Origin of the sequence: Algoriphagus limi (genome assembly GCF_024919275.1) — a bacterium.
In the GTDB taxonomy this organism is placed as follows: domain Bacteria; phylum Bacteroidota; class Bacteroidia; order Cytophagales; family Cyclobacteriaceae; genus Algoriphagus; species Algoriphagus limi.
Genome location: NZ_JANWGH010000001.1, coordinates 1039131 through 1062195 on the forward strand (window position 1 = coordinate 1039131; position 23065 = coordinate 1062195).

The following is a 23065-nucleotide window of genomic DNA, read 5'->3' on the forward strand; positions in this document are numbered from 1 at the left end:
TTCAGGAAAATTAAAGATTTTCGAGCTGCTTACGCAATGATTTTCCCATTTCTTCAAATCGATTCTTCACAGAATCAAAAAAATCTCCTTGGAAAAAGACCTCCAAATCCTCCTCTGAAAACACATCCAATTCGTTCACTTTGAAGGTCTGTTCCATAGGCCCAAATTCAAATTTGATCAGGTATTTATTGTTCCAGGAAAAAATACTGATTCGAATGTCTTCCTGAACCAACTCTTTTACCACTCTCATAGAACTCGTTTTACGGATGAGCTGTAAGAAATCCGTGATTTTAAGGAAGAGGCAACAGAGCAGTATTTATCTACGGAAAGAGCAACTACTTTCGCAAACTCTTCTTCTTTGGCATCAGGCGAGACCAATACAAAGTGAAGATGAATATCTGTGTAAAAAGAAGGAACACCTTCATTTCGATCTCCAGTGACTTCCACATAAAAATCAACCACCTCTTTTCGCTTCTTTTTCATCATCAGCACCGCGTCCACAGAAGCACAGCCTCCCAGTGAACTCAACAACAAATCCATTGGAGATTGGGCTTTTTTCTCCGGTGCATCATACATATCAATCTGCACCGTATTTCCTTGCTGATTTACAGCTTCGTATTCAAAATCCGCCTTCATTCGGACGGTTACATTTCTAGTATGTGCCATGAATTCTATTGAATGGATTACATATTTCTTCTATACTGCCCTCCTACTTGGTAAAGGGCTTGAGTAATTTGTCCCAAAGAACAATATTTTGTAGCCTCCATCAAACGCTCGAAAACATTTTGATTGGAAACTGCCGCTTTTTTCAACGCTTGTAGCTCTTCCTCGGCCTTTCCGGCATAATGCTTATGAAGGTTTTGAAGCGTATGAATTTGGTTTTCTTTTTCGTCTTTTGTAGCACGAATGACTTCTCCAGGAACAATTGTAGGAGAACCCTCTGATGAAAGGAAGGTATTTACTCCAATGATTGGATATTCACCAGTATGCTTCAACATTTCATAATGCATACTTTCCTCCTGAATTTTTCCACGCTGATACATGGTCTCCATCGCACCTAAAACTCCCCCTCGCTCAGTAATGCGGTCAAACTCCATATAAACAGCTTCCTCAACCAAATCAGTCAATTCTTCGATAATGAAGGAGCCTTGTAGTGGGTTTTCGTTTTTCGCTAAGCCTAACTCTTTATTAATAATCAACTGAATGGCCATCGCTCTACGAACGGAAGCTTCTGTTGGAGTGGTTATTGCCTCATCATAAGCATTTGTATGTAGGGAATTACAATTGTCATAAATCGCATACAAAGCCTGCAGCGTAGTTCGGATATCGTTGAAATCAATCTCCTGAGCATGAAGGGATCTACCGGAAGTCTGAATGTGATACTTGAGCATCTGTGAACGCTCATTGGCTCCGTACTTCAACTTCATCGCTTTTGCCCAAATTCTTCTAGCAACCCGGCCAATTACCGCATATTCCGGATCAATTCCATTAGAGAAAAAGAAAGATAGATTTGGAGCAAAATCATTTACATTCATCCCACGGGAAACATAATACTCCACGTAGGTGAATCCATTGGAAAGCGTTAAGGCCAATTGGGTAATAGGATTGGCACCTGCCTCTGCAATATGGTATCCGGAAATAGAAACAGAATAGAAGTTTCGGATTTTATGATCGATGAAATACTGCTGAACATCCCCCATCAATCGAAGCGAAAATTCAGTAGAGAAAATGCAGGTATTTTGAGCCTGATCTTCTTTTAGTATATCTGCCTGTACAGTTCCTCTTACTTTCGAAATAGTATCTGCCTTGATTTGCTCATATATTTCGGCAGGAAGAACCTGATCCCCACTGACTCCCAAAAGCCTCAATCCCAATCCATCATTTCCATCCGGTATCGGGGCATTGTATTGAGGTCTTGCTATTCCTTTTTCCTTGTAAAGAGCTTCTATTTTTTGATTAACCTCTTCTTCCAAGCCATTGGCCTTGATATAGAGTTCGCACTGTTGATCGATAGCCGCATTCATAAAAAATGCAGTCATGGTAGCCGCAGGTCCATTGATAGTCATGGATACCGAAGTCATCGGATCAACTAGATTAAAGCCGGAATACAACTTCTTAGCATCATCTAGGCAACAAACATTCACACCGGAGTTTCCAATTTTACCGTAGATATCAGGTCTATAATCCGGATCCTCACCATACAAGGTCACTGAATCAAAGGCTGTGGAAAGCCGCTTTGCCGGCATATCCTTGGAAACATAGTGGAAGCGCTTATTAGTACGCTCAGGTCCGCCTTCCCCTGCAAACATCCGAGTTGGATCCTCTCCTTCTCGTTTGAAAGGAAATACACCTGCTGTGTATGGGAATTTACCAGGAACATTTTCTCTTAATCCCCACTTCAAAAGTTCACCCCAAGCCTCATACTTCGGCAAAGCCACTTTTGGAATTCTAGTATCAGCTAAGGAGCTGTGGTAGGTTTTTACTTTTATCTCTTTATCCCGAACCTTGAAAACATAGAAATCCTCAGAATATCGGGCAGCCTCCTCCGGCCATTCTTCCAACCACTTTTTGTTTTTGGGATCAAGATTAAGTTCTACCTGAGCATAAACCTCCTGAAGCTCTTTCAGCAATCGGTCTTTATCATCAACCTTGATAGCAGAAATTGCCTCCATGGATTTTTTGATCGAATAAAGCTGTTGAGCAATTTCCTTTTGCTCCTCTACCCATTTATCATAATTGCGGTTGGTTTCCGTGATTTCGCTCAAGTAGCGTGTTCGTGCAGGAGGAATGATATAAATCTTCTCAGAATTCCCACCGGTCAATTCAAAACCGCTTTGGAAATCTCCAAACTTTTCACTTATCCGTTCAATTAATGACCGATAAAGTTGATTCATTCCCGGGTCATTAAACTGAGAAGCAATTGTTCCAAATACCGGAATCTCCTCATCTGAAGCATCCCAGAGATTATGGTTTCGTTTGTATTGCTTTTTGACATCACGAATCGCATCCAAAGCACCCCGCTTATCAAATTTGTTAAGCGCAATCACATCTGCGAAGTCCAGCATGTCAATTTTCTCCAATTGAGATGCCGCTCCATACTCAGGAGTCATTACATAAAGTGAAAGGTCAGAGTGCTCAATAATCTCTGTATCGGATTGTCCAATTCCGGAAGTTTCCAAAATCACCAAATCAAAGCCTGCTGCCTTCACAGTATCAACAGCATCCTGAACATATTTTGAAAGGGCCAGATTGGATTGTCTTGTAGCCAATGAGCGCATAAAGACTCGCGGATGATTGATAGAATTCATACGAATTCGATCGCCCAACAAGGCTCCACCAGTTTTTCTTTTTGAAGGATCTACAGAAATAATGGCTAAGGATTTATCCTCAAAATCCATCAAGAAACGACGAACCAATTCATCAACCAAAGATGATTTTCCGGCTCCTCCGGTACCGGTAATTCCCAAAACAGGAGTTTTGCTCGCCTTACTCTTTTGACGAACTCTTTCCAGCAATTGAGCAGAATCCTCTGGGTAATTTTCAAAAGCAGAAACAATCCGCGCCAACTTACCCTTATTCTTTGTATCGAATTCAATATCTGAAGGGACATCCTTTCCGATCGGGAAATCACATTTCTGAACCAAATCATTGATCATTCCCTGCAAACCCATGGCTCGACCGTCATCAGGAGAGTAGATTCGGCTAATTCCATATTCATGCAATTCCTTAATCTCCTCAGGAAGAATAGTTCCTCCCCCACCTCCAAAAATCTTGATATGTCCGGATCCTTTTTCATGAAGTAGGTCATACATGTATTTAAAAAATTCCATGTGACCACCCTGATAGGAAGTAATCGCAATCGCCTGAACATCCTCCTGAATGGCACAATCCACAATTTCTTGAACGGACCGGTTATGCCCTAAATGAATTACCTCACAACCTGTAGACTGAATGATTCTTCGCATGATATTAATAGCAGCATCATGGCCATCAAAAAGGGAAGCTGCCGTAACGATCCGAATGTGATTTTGCGGTTTGTAAACAGTTGTTGCTTGAGTCATGGATTTGGGTTTATACTTCTCTAAACTTCCTAAGCCTTAAAAAGGATTCTACAGGCTAAATTTAATGTGTGCGAATATAGGAAATTTATAATGTCAGAAGGACAAATTTTACATCAGAATCGAAATAATATTTTGATTTTTAGCAGAAAAAATATTTTTTAAATGGATTAACCTACTCAAACCTAAAAATTGAAAAATATTCCATCTGCCGAAGAAAATTCCTAGATCATGAATATTTATGAAATAAATACTTCCCAATAGAAAAATATTACATATTCCTTTCAGGAGTTTTGAAAATTTAGCGTTCTCTGTAGTTTCGTAAAACATTGCCCTTATCAATATGTCCAATAACCGCTACGTTTTTTTTATCTCAATCACTGCTGCCTTAGGAGGCTTTTTATTTGGTTTCGATACAGCCGTCATCTCTGGAGCGGAGCGAGCTATTCAAGACATCTGGAAATTGGATGACTGGACGCATGGCTTAGCTATCGCCTCTGCTCTTTACGGAACAGTCATAGGAGCCTTGTTTGGAGGTATTCCTGCTGATCGTTTTGGAAGGAAGAAATCCCTGCTTTGGATCGGACTGTTTTATTTTATTTCAGCCTTAGGCTCAGCAATCGCTTGGGATGTGGGCAGTTTCACCGCATTCCGTTTCTTGGGAGGTTTGGGAGTTGGTGCTTCATCTGTAGTTGCCCCCATGTACATATCGGAAATAGCTCCCGCTAAAAACAGGGGACTATTGGTAGCTCTTTATCAGTTCAACATCGTTTTTGGAATCGTCATCGCCTACATTTCAAATTTCTTGATTGGGACAGCTGAATTGCCAGAGGACTGGAGATGGATGCTTGGTGTAGAAGCAATTCCGGCCTTGATCTACAGCGTGATGATATTCAGAATTCCTGAAAGTCCACGTTGGCTCATTTCCAAATTCAACAATCAACAGGAAGCAAGAGCTATCCTAACCAGAACAGACCCTGAGGGTGTAGAAGAAGCTATTCGCTTGGCAATAGAGGAAGAAAATCAAGTCAAATCCAAGGGAAGCTTTGGTATCCTATTTAGTAAAAAATACCTTTCCAGCACTTTTTTAGCGATACTAATCGCCTTCTTTAATCAAGTCTCCGGGATCAATGCGATCATCTATTTTGCTCCACGGGTATTTGAAATGGCTGGGATTTCTACCGAATCAGCCCTAATATCAACCATTGGAATCGGGGTAATAAACTTGATTGGAACATTTCTGGGTTTGTATTTAATTGATCGGGTGGGAAGAAAAATTTTAATGTACATCGGATCTTTCGGATACATCATCTCCTTAAGCCTGATGGCCTATAATTTTTTGGGTCCCGGTATTCCCACATTTTGGTTACCTATTTTCGTTTTCGGCTTTATTCTTTCTCACGCAATAGGGCAAGGCTCTGTAATTTGGGTTTTCATTTCAGAAATGTTTCCTAATGAATTCCGGGCCTATGGTCAATCCATCGGGTCCTTCACCCACTGGATTATGGCAGCAGTGATTGCGAATGTATTTCCCTTTTTCGCTAACTCATTCGGACCGGGATACATATTCACCTTCTTTGCTATCATGATGTTCATCCAATTGCTTTGGGTACGATTCAAAATGCCAGAAACAAAAGGGCGATCTCTAGAAGAAATTCAAAAAGACTTACATAAAAACTATGTCCAATAAAGTACTTGTATTCGGTGAAATGCTATGGGATTGTCTGCCTCAGGGAGACGTACCCGGTGGAGCAAGCATGAATGTTGCCTTGCACTTGCATATCATGGGTTTTGAAAGCCGACTGATCTCTGCAGTGGGAAAGGATAATTTGGGAAAAAAGCTGCTGAAGTATTTTAAGAGCTACGGAGCTTCGGATGAGCTAATCCAAATAAATGAGCATGAAACTTCCCGGGTATTGGTCGACAACAGTGATATTGAAAATGTAAAGTATAATATCATTTCTCCGGTAGCCTGGGATTTTATTGAGAACAATCCCCTGCTCACAGAGTCCGCAAAAAATTGCGACGCATTTGTATTTGGCACACTTGGCGTAAGAAACCACCAAAGTCTACAGACCTTGTTGGAATTATTGCACCACGCCGAATTACGAATATTTGACGCCAACTTACGCCCTCCCTACTACGACTTTGAAGTCATTGAAACCTTATTGGGATTCACAGAAATCCTGAAAATCAACGAAGATGAGCTGGTGGCATTTGGTGATTATTTCAACATTGAAGCCAAGCCAGAACCAATTTGTGAATTTTTGGATAAGCATTTCCCTATTGAAACCATTTGCATCACATTAGGGTCAAAAGGAGCTCTTATTTATCAAGATGGAAAATTCTATTCTCATCCCGGTTATTCAGTGAAAGTAGTAGATACGATTGGAGCTGGCGATGCTTTTTTGAGTGGCTTTGTAAAAAGTCACCTAGATAAAAGCAGCCCAGAAAAAACCTTGGATTTTGCCTGCAAAGTAGGGGCCTATGTAGCTTCCAAGCAAGGAGGTTCTCCAAAGTATAAACTCTCGGATTTGGATAATCTTAAAAGGAAATAGGCTATCCCCGAATTTCTCAGGAATAAACCATTTATCCCTTTTTGCAACTTTGTTTCATTTTTTCTGGTTTAAAGATGGAAAGCCCACTATTTTTGGACCGTGAAACAAGTTTTGTCCATTTTATTTCTCTCGATACTTACTGCTAGCTTGAGTTTTCAGGCGAATGGGCAAGACTGTCGTTTAGTTATCCGAGGGAAAGTAATCCACTTAGAAAACAACGAATCCATTCCAGGAGCATACGTATGGATTGATGAAATCCATAATGGAACCGTCACGGATGATTCTGGGAATTTTCAATTTAGAAACCTCTGCCCTGGTGAATACACGTTAAAGATTCAATTTTTAGGACACCAGGAAATCATCGAAAAGATCATACTTGGAAATAACTCTTTCAACAAAACTTTCCGGTTACAGGAGGAAGCCACTGATTTAGGAGGAGTTGAAATCCACGGTCACCGAGATGCAGTCCAAACTACTACAGCTATCTCTGCACTTTACGGGGAAAGACTTTTAGAAGCAAGAGGAGAAAACCTGGGTGAAAGTTTAAAACGAATAGCTGGTGTCACCACCTTTTCGACTGGAAACAGTATCGCAAAACCTGTCATTCACGGATTACATTCCAATAGAATCATGATTCTTAATAATGGAATCAGATTAGAAGGACAGCAATGGGGAGCAGAACATGCACCTGAAATTGATCCATTTCTTGCAAATGAAATCACCGTAATCAAAGGAGCTGAGACAGTACGTTTTGGTCCTGAAGCTATGGGTGGAGTGATTTTGGTAAATCCGGGTGAAATTCCAACCGGAAAAAATCATCAAACAGATCTTTATTTGGTTGGGGGAACCAATGGCAGAACAGGAAACCTATCCATTTCACATGCCAGCGGTTTTGAAAAGATTGCAGGGCTAGGTTATCGTGTGCAGGGCTCTGTAAAAAGAGGTGGAAATGTCAAATCCCCTGAGTATTTCCAAGGCAATACCGGAATGAGCGAAATGAACTTTTCGGGTGCATTGAATTATACCAGTTCAAAAATCGGTACAGAGCTCTATTACAGTTTTTTCAATACCGAACTGGGAATCTTACGGGATGCACACACTGGTAATTTATCTGATTTGGAAGAGATCATTGAAAATGGTCGTCCATTTACCAATGCAGATTTCACCTATGAAATCAACAATCCAAAACAGATTGTTTCTCACCACCTGGCGAAATTAAAAGCCCACTACCATTTGAATGACAGGTGGAAAGCAAATATTCAATATGGATTCCAACTTAATCAGCGGCAAGAATACGATCGACGCCGAGGCGATTTGAATAGTAGGGCAAGTTTAGATTTGGAACTTTTCACAAATACGCTTGATCTTTTTGTGGACCACACTCATGAAAATGCACTGAGCGGAACTTGGGGAATTAACGTCATCCAACAAGCTAACTCTAATGTCCCAGGCACAGGGGTCACTCCATTAATTCCCAACTATGACATGGTCAATTTTGGACTTTATTTAATGGAGAAATACTCCAAAGGACCTTTAGAATTGGAAGGCGGACTTCGATATGACTATCGTACGGTAAATACAGCCCGTTATATTGGAAATGAGTTGGAAGAAGCTGATCTGAGCTATAATAATGTGACAGCTTTTTTGGGAGCTTATTATCAAATCAGCCCAACAGTATCCTTCAGATCAAATCTAGGTTCGGCATGGAGACCACCTAATGTGAACGAGCTTTTCTCCCAAGGCTTGCATCATGGAGCAGCTGCCGTAGAAATCGGAGATGCTGATTTGCAGTCAGAAAAATCGCTGAAGTGGGTAAACTCATTGGAGTTTGAAGGCAAAAGATCAAGTGGAGAGATTACGCTTTATGCTAATCAAATTCAGGATTACATCTATCTGAATCCAACAGGAGAAACTTTCGTGAGTTTGAGAGGGACTTTTAATGTCTACGAATACTTACAGGCCAATGCATTCTTCTGGGGATTTGATTTCTCGGGAAGCTATGAAATCAATGATGGTTTTCAAGCTTATGCCAAAGGCTCAATCATCCGGGCAAGAAATACAGAAACGGATGAGTTTTTCCCTTTTATACCATCAGATCGAATGGATTGGGGAATTATGTACAGCATTGGCAATGAGGAAAAAAGTCACAACATCACCTTATCCAATATTTTGGTCGCCCAACAAAAAAGAGAGCCATCCTTTGATTTAGCCCCTGCCCCACCGGCCTATGCTTTATTCAATTTAGCATATCGCTATCAGGTTCCTTTTCAGGGTAATCGCTTAAACCTTGGATTCCAAGCACAAAACCTATTCAATACCGAATACAAAGAATACATGAATAGATTCCGCTACTTCACTGCGGATATGGGAAGAAATATCTTACTAAAAATCAATTACCAATTCTAATTATTTACTGCTTACTTATTATGAAAAACCTACAAAAACTACCTATCTATTTGCTTGCAGCAGGATTGTTTGTCTTTGCATCGTGTGAGAGTGATGATCCAATTCAGGAAAATGAAGGAGAAGTAATTACTGATGTAACGCTTTTATTCACAGAGCTTGATAATGCCGGAAATCCAGTTGGTCTTACCTTCTCTTTTGATGCTACTGACCCTGAAGGAATCGAAGTAGGAGGAGCTCCAACAATTGAAACTGTTACATTAGAGGCAGGTAAAACCTACCGCATGCAGATTGAAGTACGCAATAGTATCGAGAATGAAGATATAACAGAAGAAATCCTAGAAGAGGCAGATGAGCATCAGTTCTTCTTCCTAGGTTCTGCCTTCTCTGGTTCTTCAGCTCCTTTGACTTATGTGTATGCTGATGAATCTGGAGAATTAATTGGTGTAAGAGGAACAGTAACTGTAGCTGCTAACCCTTCCTTCAACAATGCTCAAATGCGTGTGGTACTTCGTCACGATTTGGATAAAAATTATCCGGGTGCAGACAGCCCTAATTTTGAAAACTTTGTTCAAGCTGGAGGAGAAACTGACTTAGACATCACTTTCCCATTGGTGTTGAATTAATTCCTATTCATTTCTAAAAAAATGCCAGCCTTTATCGGACTGGCATTTTTTGTTTTAGAAAGAATTAAACTAGTCGAAACTCTCCTATTGGTTCTTGATAAGACGCTTGGTAATAACCTCAAATCCAATTTGAACCTGAACTTGGTACATACCCGGACTTAAACCTTTCAAATCCAATTTCTGAACGAAGGATTTTTCTCTGAGGCTACTTTCCTCAAGAACCAGCTTTCCTGTGGCATCAAATACTCGAATTGTCACTTGATCACCATAGGATAGATCTACTTTCAGATTGGTTTCTTCATAAGCAGGGTTTGGATATAGAATCACCTCATTTGCTCCAATTTCCCTTCTCAAGGTAATTTCCCTATTGATTGCCTGACCTGCTCGATCCAAACTGATCACTTTCAGAATATATTCCTGAACTTTTTCATGAGAACCTTTCCAAATTACCCGATCACCATCCAATTCAAAATTAGGATGAGGTTCCATTGAGTAAAGATGGATGGAATCAACTGGATCTACGGTTGAAAGGATTCCAATTACATTTCCTTCTGAAGAAGCTTTGGAAATAAGATCCTCGCTAATCGTAATATCCAGGGCCTTTGGTTTATCAAGAACCAAGACATTCATGACTACCCGATCTGTCAGGAATCTGGATGAATAGATAGTCGATTTAATCTGACCTTCTATCGGTTGCAGACCAGGAGTAAGAGGATCATACTTTGCCTCATCCCAGTCTACTTCCATTTCTAGCAATTCCTCACCAGTGTCAATGGACCAAGTATAGGTCTTCAATTCTTCAAAAGGCGTATTCCAATCAACAGTCACCAAGGAGTTCGAATCAATGGATTTGTTTTTGCCTTTCGCAGGCATGTGGATTACGATATTACCTCCTGAAATTTCGGTGGAAGCATCCGTAAAATCAGAACTTCCCAACTGATTGTCATAAACCGTATTCCCACTGATAGTTTCCCAAATCTTTATTCTAAACTTATCTGATTCAGTTGATTCTTTGAGAGCTCCATCGATAGCAGACACCATAAATGAGTAGCCTTCTACACCATTAATCTTACCAGTTCCCTTATATATTCCTTTTGCCCCTGCAATTACCAAAGACATATCTTCATGAGAAGAACTGTTAAAATTCAAGTCTCCATTTTTAAACTGGAACTCTGTATTTCCATCTACCCGATTGCTTCCTTTTCTGTATTTGGCTACAAATCCAAAATTGGCTCGTCCTTCTAAATCAGAATCATTTAGATACGCACCTTTTGGAGACCAAATCCATCCACCTCCAGTGATAAATCCTCCATTAGGATCAAAGATTACAGCAAGGTCTGTTAAAGCTGTCCACTCATTACCGCATACATCTACAAGTACCAATTGGATCTGATACACACCTGCCTGTGAATAGGTATATTCTGCTGCAAAATTCTCAAATGGAGCCGTTAAAATGGTTTCATCTCCATTATCCCACACCCATTTTGCTTCTACAATTTCACCAGAAATAGATGCATCCACTTGAAGAGGATTGTTGATTTGAATTGGATCAAGTGGACCTGAAATACTTGCTACAGGAGAGGCATCAAGACAAGGATTAACAGAGCAAGACTCTGGTGCTCCCGGATTTTTATTAGGATCCTGGTCATCACAATCCAAATTATTATCGGCATAGCCAATTTGAGCTAAGCAGAAATATTCAGGTTCCGCATTTTCACTTCCATAACCATCTCCATCCGCATCGATATAGAAGGCAGTTTGCAAACCTTCGTCAATCGCTCCATCACAGTTGTTGTCCTTACCATCACAAACCTCAGGCGCACCAGGATAAATCGTGTCGTCGGTGTCGTCGCAATCCAAATTATCAGTCACGTAGCCCTCTGGAGCGGCACAAGCAAATACTGCCTCAGCATTTACATCTCCATAGCCATCTCCGTCCGCATCGATATAGAAGGCAGTTTGTACACCTTCGTCGATCGTTCCATCACAGTTGTTATCCTTACCATCACAAAGCTCAGAAGCACCAGGATAAACCGTTTCGTCGGAGTCATCACAATCACCTTCATTTGGAGTAAATCCATCATTATCTGAATCTAAATCTCCAGGATCTATAGCGTTAATACTTATTGTGACAATAGCAGTAGCTGAACCCTGATTTCCGTTTACATCAGTTAAGGTCAAAGTGACGATATTCTCTCCTTCATCTGCAACGATGAAATCAGTTTGACTTAATTGGTAACTCAAGATTCCACAATTATCGGTAGAGCCGTTATCCACATCTAATGGATTCAGAACAAGAGTTTGATCCGCATCAATTTCAAATGCTCGATTACGGGTCAAAACCACTGGAGCTTCATCGTCGGTAACAGTTACATCGAAGCTGCAAGTAGATTGATTACCTGCTTCATCGGTGGCAGTATAAGTTACTCTTGTTGTACCAATTGGGAAAACTGAACCAGGTTCAATGTTGCTTATTAAGTTTACAACTACACTATTATCTGTTGCAAATGGTTGACTCCAAGAAACTGTAGCTCCGCAGATTCCGGGATCATTTGAAACTGAAATATTTGTAGGGCAATCATTAATTATTGGATCAATATTGTCTTCACTTTCTGCAATACTTACTGTAAAACTGCATTCTGCAGAATTTCCAGAAACATCAGTAACCCGATAAGTAACAATAGTTTCTCCCAATGGGAACTCCGTTCCACTTGCAAAGCCTTCAATCAACTCAACCGAAGAAATACCACAATTATCTGTGGCAACTGGTGCATCATATATGATAACTTTTCCAGTAGCTCCAAATTCAACTGTAGTACTTATATCGGAAGGACATGTAATCACCGGAGCCTGGGTATCGTTCACCGTCACCGTGAAGCTCGCTGCCTGGGTATTGCCATGGATGTCCGTAGCCGTGTAGGTGACCGTGGTCGTTCCTACCGGGAACTGATCTCCTGAAGCATAGTCAGCAGTGAAACTTTCTATGCCACAGTTGTCCGCTGCTTGCGGCTCGGTCCAGCTTACCAATGCTCCGCAAGTGTTCAGATCATTGTCAATAATGATATCCGATGGAACATTTGTGATTGATGGCTTCTCGGTATCATTGACCGTTACCGTGAAGCTCGCTGTTTCAATGTTGCCATGGATATCCGTAGCCGTGTAGGTGACCGTGGTTGTTCCTACCGGGAAGGTTGATCCGTTCACCTTGTCAGCAGCAAAGCTTTCTATTCCGCAGTTGTCCGCTGCTTGAGGCTCTGCCCAGCTAACCAATGCTTCGCAAGTATTCAGATCATTGTCAATAATGATATCCGATGGAACATTTGTGATTGATGGCTTCTCGGTATCATTGACCGTTACCGTGAAGCTCGCTGTTTCAATGTTGCCATGGATATCCGTAGCCGTGTAGGTGACCGTGGTTGTTCCTACCGGGAAGGTTGATCCGTTCACCTTGTCAGCAGCAAAGCTTTCTATTCCGCAGTTGTCCGCTGCTTGAGGCTCTGCCCAGCTCACCACTGCTTCGCAAACGCCTCCATCATTACTGATTTCGATGTTTTCTGGCATGCCCGTGATTACCGGTTTCTCGGTATCGTTCACCGTCACCGTGAAGCTCGCTGTTTCAATGTTGCCATGGATGTCCGTTGCCGTATAGGTGACCGTCGTGGTGCCTACCGGGAAGGTTGATCCGTTCGCCTGGTCAGCAACAAAGCTTTCTATTCCGCAGTTGTCTGCTGCTTGCGGCTCGGTCCAAGTCACCACAGCCCCGCAAGTATTCAGATCATTGTCAATAATGATATCCGATGGAACATTTGTGATGGTTGGCTTCTCGGTATCATTGACCGTCACCGTGAAGCTCGCTGTCTCGGTATTACCGTGGGTGTCCGTAGCCGTGTAGGTTACCGTCGTGGTGCCTACCGGGAAGGTTGATCCGTTCACCTGGTCAGCCGCAAAGCTTGCTATTCCGCAGTTGTCCGCCGCTTGCGGCTCTGCCCAGCTCACCACTGCTTCGCAAACGCCTGCATCATTACTGATTTCGATGTTTTCTGGCATGCCCGTGATTTCCGGTTTCTCGCTATCGTTCACCGTCACCGTGAAGCTCGCTGTTTCAATGTTGCCATGGATGTCCGTTGCCGTGTAGGTTACAGTAGTCGTTCCTACTGGGAAGGTTGATCCGTTCACCTGGTCAGCAGCAAAGCTTTCTATTCCGCAGTTGTCCGCTGCATTCGGCTCGGTCCAGGTCACCACCGCTCCGCAGACTCCCGCATCGTTGTTCACCGTGATGTTGGCCGGAACATTTGTAATGACCGGAAGCTCATTGTCCGTAACAGTCACCGTGAAGCTCGCCGTCTCGGAATTGCCGTGGATGTCGGTTGCCGTGTAGGTGACCGTGGTCGTTCCTAGCGGGAACACTGATCCGTTCACCTGGTCAGAAGAGAAGCTTTCTATTCCGCAGTTATCCGCTGATTGCGGCTCGGTCCAAGTCACCACAGCCCCGCAGATTCCTGGATCGTTGTTCACCGTGATGTTGGCCGGAACATTTGTAATGACCGGAAGCTCATTGTCCGTAACGGTTACCGTAAAGCTCGCCGTCTCGGTATTGCCGTGAATATCGGTTGCCGTGTAAGTGACCGTGGTCGTGCCTACCGGGAAGGTTGATCCGTTCACCTTGTCAGCCGCAAAGCTTTCTATTCCGCAGTTGTCCGCTGCATTCGGTTCAGTCCAGCTCACCACTGCTCCGCAAGTATTCAGATCATTGTCAATAATGATATCTGATGGAACATTTGTGATCACTGGCTTCTCGCTATCGTTCACCTTCACCGTGAAGCTCGCTGTTTCAATGTTGCCATGGATGTCCGTTGCCGTGTAGGTTACCGTCGTCGTGCCTACCGGGAACAGATCTCCCGAAGCATAGTCCGAAGTCAAGCTGGCAATTTCACAGTTGTCTGCAGCACTCGGTGCCGTCCAGGTTGCCACTGCTCCGCAAAGACCTGCATCATTACTGATTTCGATGTTTTCTGGCATGCCTGTGATTACCGGTTTCTCGCTATCGTTCACCGTCACCGTGAAGCTCGCTGTCTCGGTATTACCGTGGGTGTCCGTAGCCGTGTAGGTTACCGTCGTGGTGCCTACCGGGAAGGTTGATCCGTTCACCTGGTCAGCCGCAAAGCTTTCTATTCCGCAGTTGTCCGCTGCATTCGGTTCAGTCCAGCTTACCAATGCTCCGCAAGTATTCAGATCATTGTCAATAATGATATCCGATGGAACATTTGTGATTGATGGCTTCTCGGTATCATTGACCGTTACCGTGAAGCTCGCTGTTTCAATGTTGCCATGGATGTCCGTTGCCGTGTAGGTTACCGTCGTCGTGCCTACCGGGAACAGATCTCCCGAAGCATAGTCCGAAGTCAAGCTGGCAATTTCACAGTTGTCTGCAGCACTCGGTGCCGTCCAGGTTGCCACTGCTCCGCAAAGACCTGCATCATTACTGATTTCGATGTTTTCTGGCATGCCTGTGATTACCGGTTTCTCGCTATCGTTCACCGTCACCGTGAAGCTCGCTGTCTCGGTATTACCGTGGGTGTCCGTAGCCGTGTAGGTTACCGTCGTGGTGCCTACCGGGAAGGTTGATCCGTTCACCTGGTCAGCCGCAAAGCTTTCTATTCCGCAGTTGTCCGCTGCATTCGGTTCAGTCCAGCTCACCACTGCTCCGCAAGTATTCAGATCATTGTCAATAATGATATCTGATGGAACATTTGTGATCACTGGCTTCTCGCTATCGTTCACCGTCACCGTGAAGCTTGCTGTTTCAATGTTGCCATGGATGTCTGTAGCCGTGTAGGTGACCGTGGTTGTTCCTACAGGGAAGGTTGATCCGTTCGCCTGGTCAGCAGCAAAGCTTTCTATTCCGCAGTTGTCTGCTGCTTGCGGCTCGGTCCAAGTCACCACAGCCCCGCAAGTATTCAGATCATTGTCAATAATGATATCCGATGGAACATTTGTGATGGTTGGCTTCTCGTTATCATTGACCGTCACCGTGAAGCTCGCTGTCTCGGTATTACCGTGGGTGTCCGTAGCCGTGTAGGTTACCGTCGTGGTGCCTACCGGGAAGGTTGATCCGTTCACCTGGTCAGCCGCAAAGCTTTCTATTCCGCAGTTGTCCGCTGCATTCGGTTCAGTCCAGCTTACCAATGCTCTGCAAGTATTCAGATCATTGTCAATAATGATATCCGATGGAACATTTGTGATTGATGGCTTCTCGGTATCATTGACCGTTACCGTGAAGCTCGCTGTTTCAATGTTGCCATGGATATCCGTAGCCGTGTAGGTGACCGTGGTTGTTCCTACCGGGAAGGTTGATCCGTTCACCTGGTCAGCAGCAAAGCTTTCTATTCCACAGTTGTCCGCTGCATTCGGTTCAGTCCAGCTCACCACTGCTCCGCAAGTATTCAGATCATTGTCAATAATGATATCTGATGGAACATTTGTGATCACTGGCTTCTCGCTATCGTTCACCTTCACCGTGAAGCTCGCTGTTTCAATGTTGCCATGGATGTCCGTTGCCGTGTAGGTTACCGTCGTCGTGCCTACCGGGAACAGATCTCCCGAAGCATAGTCCGAAGTCAAGCTGGCAATTTCACAGTTGTCTGCAGCACTCGGTGCCGTCCAGGTTGCCACTGCTCCGCAAAGACCTGCATCATTACTGATTTCGATGTTTTCTGGCATACCCGTGATTACCGGTTTCTCGCTATCGTTCACCGTCACCGTGAAGCTCGCTGTTTCAATGTTGCCATGGATGTCCGTTGCCGTGTAGGTTACCGTCGTCGTGCCTACCGGGAACAGATCTCCCGAAGCATAGTCCGAAGTCAAGCTGGCAATTTCACAGTTGTCCGCTGCATTTGGTGCCGTCCAGGTTGCCACTGCTCCGCAAAGACCTGCATCATTACTGATTTCGATGTTTTCTGGCATGCCCGTGATTACCGGTTTCTCGCTATCGTTCACCGTCACCGTGAAGCTCGCTGTTTTAATGTTGCCATGGATGTCCGTAGCCGTGTAGGTTACCGTCGTGGTGCCTACCGGGAACAGATCTCCCGAAGCATAGTCCGAAGTCAAGCTGGCAATTTCACAGTTGTCCGCTGCATTTGGTGCCGTCCAGGTTGCCACTGCTCCGCAAAGACCTGCATCATTACTGATTTCGATGTTTTCTGGCATGCCCATAATTACCGGTTTCTCGCTATCGTTCACCGTCACCGTGAAGCTCGCTGTTTCAATGTTGCCATGGATGTCCGTAGCCGTATAGGTAACCAATGTTTCGCCTACCGGGAACTCATCGCCTGAAGCATAGTCCGAAGTCAAGCTGGCAATTTCACAGTTGTCGGCTGCATTCGGTGCCGACCAGGTTGCCACCGCTCCGCAAAGACCTGCATCATTACTGATTTCGATGTTTGCAGGAATATTGGTGATCGCAGGTTTCACCTCATCCAAAACCACCACATTAAACGATTTGACTGAAATATTTCCATTGGTATCAAAAACTTTGAAATCAACGGAAATGGTCTGACCAACATCTGTACAAGCATAAGTAATTGAAGAAACTCCCTCATTGAAATATTTGGAACTGATTCCACAATTATCAAAAGAGGCATCATTTAGTCCTTCAACTGTCAATTCAGCAAATCCACTTTGATCTAGGTAAAGTGTTACTTCCGTTGGAATATCAACAACCGGATATTGGAAGTCACCAACTATCAATTCTACTTGTTCTGTCAAAGTCTCAGAATTGGAATCAGTTACTCGAACTTCATAAGATCCCGCTGATAGATATTCTAGTAAAGCACCAGTTTCGGATAATAACTGACCATTCTTATACCATTCAATGGTATATGGAGCTAGTCCGGCAAAAACATTAACCTGAAGTTTTCCATCCCCAGCTTCAAAACAAGATTCATTGGTTACACCAAGTCGAATTCGGAAGTTTTCTGCGAATTCAGCAACGATCTGCTTATCTGCATTCATAGTAAGCTGAAGTGGATTATCAGAACCAGTTGCATCACCTGACCATTTTACAAAACTCCATCCTTCCGCAGGAATCGGGGTAAGTGAAACAGTGGATCCATCTAAGAATTGATTTTGATTTGGATCCCGAACAATAATTCCTTCACCAACCACACTAGTTGTTAAAGAATATTCAGCTACTACATCCGTACAGAAAGCCTTTTCTATACTGTTATCCAGAATATCATATTCAATTGGATCAGCTCCTGACAATTCAGCATAGATATTAAAAGTATTACTCAAGAGGGTAATCGGTATGGCTACATCAATTGTTTCTTGAGGCCCTACGCTTACCAATTGAGATGATATCTCATCAAGTAATTCCCCCGTTTTATAGTAAAGTTTCAAAGTAGCTTCTGTTCCTACATCGCCTTCATTAATAATGGTAGCTGTTACTAGAAGCTCATCTCCATTTGCAGGACAATCATCACTAAAAATCAGGTTAGTAAATCGAAGATTTGGTGCATCACCAACAAAAATGCTTCGAAGTGCTGTATTATTATCTCGATTTTTATCAGGCTGTTCCTCTAATACATCAATGATAGCTTCAAGCGTTTTCAGTCCACCAATGATAGAAGAATATGTATCCGAAATTGCAACGGTACCATCTTCTCCGGCTGCAACTCCACTTACCTGAGCGTCTTCCCCAATTTGCTGGCCATCAACCAACAATCTAACCTTGAAAGGTCCAGATGGAACAACACCTAAATTCTCATAGGAAACAAAGAAATTTACTGGTTCCCCAAGGTCAGGATTGAGTTTAGTAGGAGAAATAAATTGAGGCTCTACAGAGAGGTCCGGACCAGGAGTTAGAATAGTAATTTGCTTACTGAATACATTATTTCCCTCTTGGCATTCTATATAATTATTCTCTTCATCTACTACTACTTTTAAAGTAAAAGTACCAGGCTCTACGAACACGTAAGGTATTTGAACAAATTTGCTAGAACCACTTGTAACATCAGATACAATTGTGCTTCCAATCTCTACATCATCCAAATAGAATCTTACTGAAACTTCCTCAGAATCAAAAAGTCCAGTATTTTGGATATAAGCTGTTAAATACTGCTCAGTATAAATTTGATAATTTCCTCTCCATGCATTGTATGAGGCGAATGAACCAGTTAATAAGTTAAAATCAACACATAGGAATCCAAAACCAGTATTATTCGACTCATTAGACTCAGAAATTTCAGAATTAGCATCCAGCTGATAATCAAGTCTATTATTACCATAAGCTGTTAAGGTAGTATAAATACTATCAGCTCTGGAATCTCCTGGCTCAATCGAATCTTCTATGCGATTACTAATCACCCGTTCTACCCCATTTTCGTTAATTATAAATGAATTTGTAAATGGAGCAACAGTTGCAGTTCGTCCAATATTTCGATAAAGACGCTTGATTTTAAATGTCTCTCCAAGATTTGGATGGCCAGGCTCAATTTCAAATCGCTGATAATAAGTATCAAGATCGGGCTTCTTAGGGGAGTATCTTATCGTAAATTCCAAGACATTATTGGTTTCATCAAACTCATCAATAACGCCAGTCCCAATTGGTGTATCGGCCTCAATTCGAATCACTTTATCGTCCGTCGTTGTAAACAACCAGCTCAAAGAATATAGCTGTGAACGACCACAATTTTTAATATTTTCAGAAATCAGTCTAGAATCGACTTCAATATCGTCGATATAAACTTTCATTGTAAAAGGCTCTCCATTAACTACCCCTCCAAGATTTTCAGCATATACCCTTAAAGTGTAGGGATCCTCTAGATTGAATGTAGAAAGAGAGGATTTTGCCGGTTTGACATCAGGTTTTTCAGCATAAATCTTTTTGGATATTTGAACGGTATTATTGGATTCGGAATACTCAGATACCTGACCGAGATAATCTGCTGTTGCGGAGAAATAGCAATAATCTAAATATCCCGAACAAGTATTTACTTGAGAAGGATCAGAGATTGTAGTTACAAAAGGATATTCAATAAATTCCCCAGGCTGCAATAGAGGGATAAATACTTCTCCAATTACTCCTTGACAAGAGGAATACCTGAACACAAAATTTTCTGCAGGTTCATCCCCCCTATTAGTTACCCGAGCAATACCCTCTATGGTTTCTCCTCGCAAATAATAAGCTCTTTCTTCTTTTGGAAATAAGGAGAATTGAGTTTCAAGGTCAGGAAGTTTTACAGCTTCCTCGGAGTTGTCCTCTACTACTTGAATGGTCAGCGGACCAAAAGATTGTACAAATCTACCTTCATCAACCTCCCCTATGATAGTGTAAGTTCCAATTTCGAAAGGACCAGGGAAAGTAGAATAAAACCCTCCGGCAGAATTTGTTACTGTTTGTTTTTCCTGGCCATTACTCATAGTAAGTCTTACAGTAGCTCCAGAAACCTTTGGGGTAATAGCAAGGTCTAGCCCAAAATAACTTGCTACACCAGATACCGTGAAACTTTCATTTGGAAATATAGTTGGCGGATTAACAGATGAAGTGACATTAATTCCTTCTGGCAATGCATAAAAACGAATAGCGAAGTTATTTAGCTCATTTTTCTCGTCAAGGACATCTGTTTCATCCAAAACCACCTTGACTTCATGGTATCCTGAGACAGTGAAAGCGTAATCAAAAAGGACCCATGCAGTATCCTGTGGAGCAACAAATTCTACAGTTTTAGAGGAAATAAATTGCTCATCATCATAAACAGAAACCACAAAGTTCTCTGCAGGAAAATCAGATGTATTTCTTATAACACCTGTAATTGTAAACTCCTCTCCAACAGCAGGTTCATCATTACTGAATAAAATATCTCCAGCAAATATCCCCACATCCAACAAATCGCTGGTTACTAGAGGAGTAGCATCCCAGCCTGAGTTTACTTCACACCCTTCTGAAGTCCGAACCGCAATTTGAGACTCCCAATCACCGTCCTCAGCCAAGTTTGTAACCAAAGCCCGGTATATTTTTCCATCCGTTACATCCAAGTCACTTGGATCCTCTTCCACCAATGCAATCTCACGAGTTTCAATAAAACTTTTTAAAGTCAATTTAGGGAAGCCAGTGGCAGGTAAAAGCCCAGAAGATTCTGTGTATTTAAATCGGAATACGAACTCGGTGGAATTAACACCAACCGTAGGTGACACGTAAGAGGATTCAAACCCTGCATCTCCTACATAATCAATTTGTGGAAGCTGATTAACTGTAACAGTAATGGATTTTTCAACCGAACACCCATTTTGATCTGTAATCAAAACCGTATAAGTCGTGGTTTCCGTAGGTTGAACACTTAGCCCTTTGGCTGTACTTCCATTGTGCAACCATAAATAACTGACTCCTCCATCCGCAATCAAGGTGGTGAATTCTCCTTGACAAATTGTGGTGTTACCGGTTAGGCTTACATTAGGTTCAGGAAAATGAGTGATGGTTTTTTCTTGTTGATTATTTGTAAGGTCTTCATCGGATTCAAGCACACTCACCACAATGGTATAATCACCTTTTTGTATAAAATCAGCTAATTGCTCGAAGGTGTAGACAAAGCTTTGACCTGGAGCCAAAACCAAAGAAGATGGCAAAACTTCCTCAATAGCTGAGCCTCCATTGATTTGATAACTCAACGTAATATTCCCAATAAAGGAAGTACCTACATTTGCTATCCGAACCTGAATTTCTTCCTGATCACTTAACAAGCAATTTGAGGAAGGGGACAAAATTTCGGAAATGGCTAAATCTCGTCCACTTTCAGAGAAAAATTGCACCGCTCCAATACTTACAGGAACTATGCGAGGGACTCCATTGATATCATCTGAAACAATGGCAGTCAAATCCGTACCATTTACCGATAAAGCATCTTCTTGAGGTGTAAGGTCTAAGCTAGAAACAAATTGCGCATCAACTGTCAACGAGTTGGTATCAAAACCTGAAGCTACTTTCCATGCATCTAAATCAATTGCATCACTACTACCCCATTTACCCAAGTTTGATCCTTGACTGTAAAGGTTATTGTAATCACTAGATGAAATAACAGAAGGAGTACCAATCTTTAAAGCATAACCAGAACTTGCTTGGAATATATTATTCACCAACTGATTATTAGCTCCTCCCGAAGCAGATTCAAATGCAGCTCCGTTACCTTGATTCCAAACAGAATTATGGTAGAAATAAAGGTAATTTGTACTTGAAAAATAAACAGTACGGTTAGCTCCCTGACCTTGGAAGAAATTGTTGTATACCAAATTTGGAGTAGTAGCACTTCCAGAGGCATTGATTATACGAAGAGCATTTCCTGCTTGACTGCTTACTCGGTTATTTTTAACCAAAGAGCCTCCTATTACATTATTTAAATAAATCGAGATTTGGTCAGCAGAGGAAGAGGAAGCTATAATATTTCCTATTATCTCTGGAGCATCTGTCAACTCCAAATAGATTGATCTGAAATAAATATCGTGCAGCTCATTTTCTGCAATGTAAACCTGACCTACTCTAGATGAAGAACCGGATCCTTTAATGTACACTCCATACGAACCTCCCGAAATAGTATTTCCGATAGCCCGAATATTTTCTATAAAAGTACCGGCAACATGAATGGCAGTTCTTGAATCAGATTCTTGAGTAGTGACAGGACTTTCAATTATCAAATTTTCGAATTCAAGATTTACAGCACGATTTCGAACCTGAATTACCTGAGCAGTTCCCAATGTTTTAAATGTCAAATTCGAGAACTTATAATGCTCTGCATTATTTAACTTCATGGTGTAAGTGTCACTATGAATCACTTCTAAACTTTCAGGATTTCCACTTGCAGCACGGAAGTTTATGGTAGCGGAAGTAGAAGCTCCAGGAACAGCCCCAAAATTCAGCTGCTCTTCATAAATACCATCAGCTACCAAAAAGTCCACTTGACCTGCAACACCATTCACTCGTAAAGCTTCTGAAGCAGCTGCAAATGAAATGAAATTCCGATCTCCAGTCCCAGATGGGTCGATGGTATATTCTCCAATTAAAGGGTCTCCAGCTTGAGCAAATTCGACCGCACCTATACTTACTGGAACCGTTCTTGGGTTATTATCGATATCAATAGACACAAAAGCAGTCAAATCTGTCCCTGCTTCCGTAAGAACAGGGTTCTGAGGAGTCAGATCTGTATCAGAAACAAATAAAGGACCTTCGTTTAATGAATTGACATCCCTGGAAGAAAGAGACTGCCAGGAAGCCAAATCAGCAGCATCAGTACCCCCCCATCTAGCCAAATAAGTCCCCGAAGTATACAGATCATTATAATCCATCTCCTCCAAAGCATTCGAGTTCGATACATAAATCGCCACTGCACCATTCGACTTGAAAATATTGTTTGTGATCCTATTTCCTGTATTA

8 protein-coding genes are annotated in these 23065 nt (G+C 42.3%); 4 read left to right on the forward strand and 4 right to left on the reverse strand.

Features of this window, described 5'->3' with window-relative positions; genetic code table 11:
* Window positions 1-10: 10 nt before the first annotated feature.
* From NY014_RS04585 to NY014_RS04595, 3 genes are read right to left on the reverse strand one after another with little or no spacing between them, the layout of a single operon-like run.
* Complete coding sequence (locus tag NY014_RS04585) at window positions 11-250, reverse strand: hypothetical protein (RefSeq protein ID WP_259413363.1); 240 nt, start codon at window positions 248-250, stop codon at window positions 11-13.
* Complete coding sequence (locus NY014_RS04590) at window positions 247-666, reverse strand: OsmC family protein (protein ID WP_259413364.1); 420 nt, start codon at window positions 664-666, stop codon at window positions 247-249. The genes NY014_RS04585 and NY014_RS04590 overlap by 4 nt, the downstream gene beginning before the upstream one ends.
* A gap of 17 nt (window positions 667-683) precedes the next feature.
* Window positions 684-4061 (reverse strand): methylmalonyl-CoA mutase family protein, encoded by a 3378-nt coding sequence (locus tag NY014_RS04595; protein ID WP_259413365.1) that lies wholly within the window; start codon window positions 4059-4061, stop codon window positions 684-686.
* Between the two features lie 340 nt (window positions 4062-4401).
* Here NY014_RS04595 and NY014_RS04600 point away from each other — a divergent pair, with 340 nt between their 5' ends.
* The 4 genes from NY014_RS04600 (at window position 4402) to NY014_RS04615 (ending at window position 9645) form a co-directional block, all read left to right on the forward strand.
* A complete protein-coding gene (locus NY014_RS04600) occupies window positions 4402-5748 on the forward strand; it encodes a sugar porter family MFS transporter (RefSeq protein WP_259413366.1) in 1347 nt (448 codons plus the stop codon).
* Window positions 5738-6616 carry a PfkB family carbohydrate kinase gene (locus tag NY014_RS04605; RefSeq protein WP_259413367.1) on the forward strand — a complete coding sequence of 293 codons (879 nt, stop codon included), beginning with the start codon at window positions 5738-5740 and terminating at the stop codon, window positions 6614-6616. Before NY014_RS04600 ends, NY014_RS04605 begins: the two co-directional genes overlap by 11 nt.
* A gap of 99 nt (window positions 6617-6715) precedes the next feature.
* Window positions 6716-9022, forward strand: coding sequence for a TonB-dependent receptor (locus tag NY014_RS04610; RefSeq protein WP_259413368.1), 2307 nt, complete (start codon window positions 6716-6718; stop codon window positions 9020-9022).
* A gap of 20 nt (window positions 9023-9042) precedes the next feature.
* Complete coding sequence (locus NY014_RS04615; protein ID WP_259413369.1) at window positions 9043-9645, forward strand: hypothetical protein; 603 nt, start codon at window positions 9043-9045, stop codon at window positions 9643-9645.
* A gap of 84 nt (window positions 9646-9729) precedes the next feature.
* Here NY014_RS04615 and NY014_RS04620 read toward each other — a convergent pair whose 3' ends face one another.
* A complete protein-coding gene (locus NY014_RS04620) occupies window positions 9730-23016 on the reverse strand; it encodes an HYR domain-containing protein (RefSeq protein ID WP_259413370.1) in 13287 nt (4428 codons plus the stop codon).
* Window positions 23017-23065: the final 49 nt, after the last annotated feature.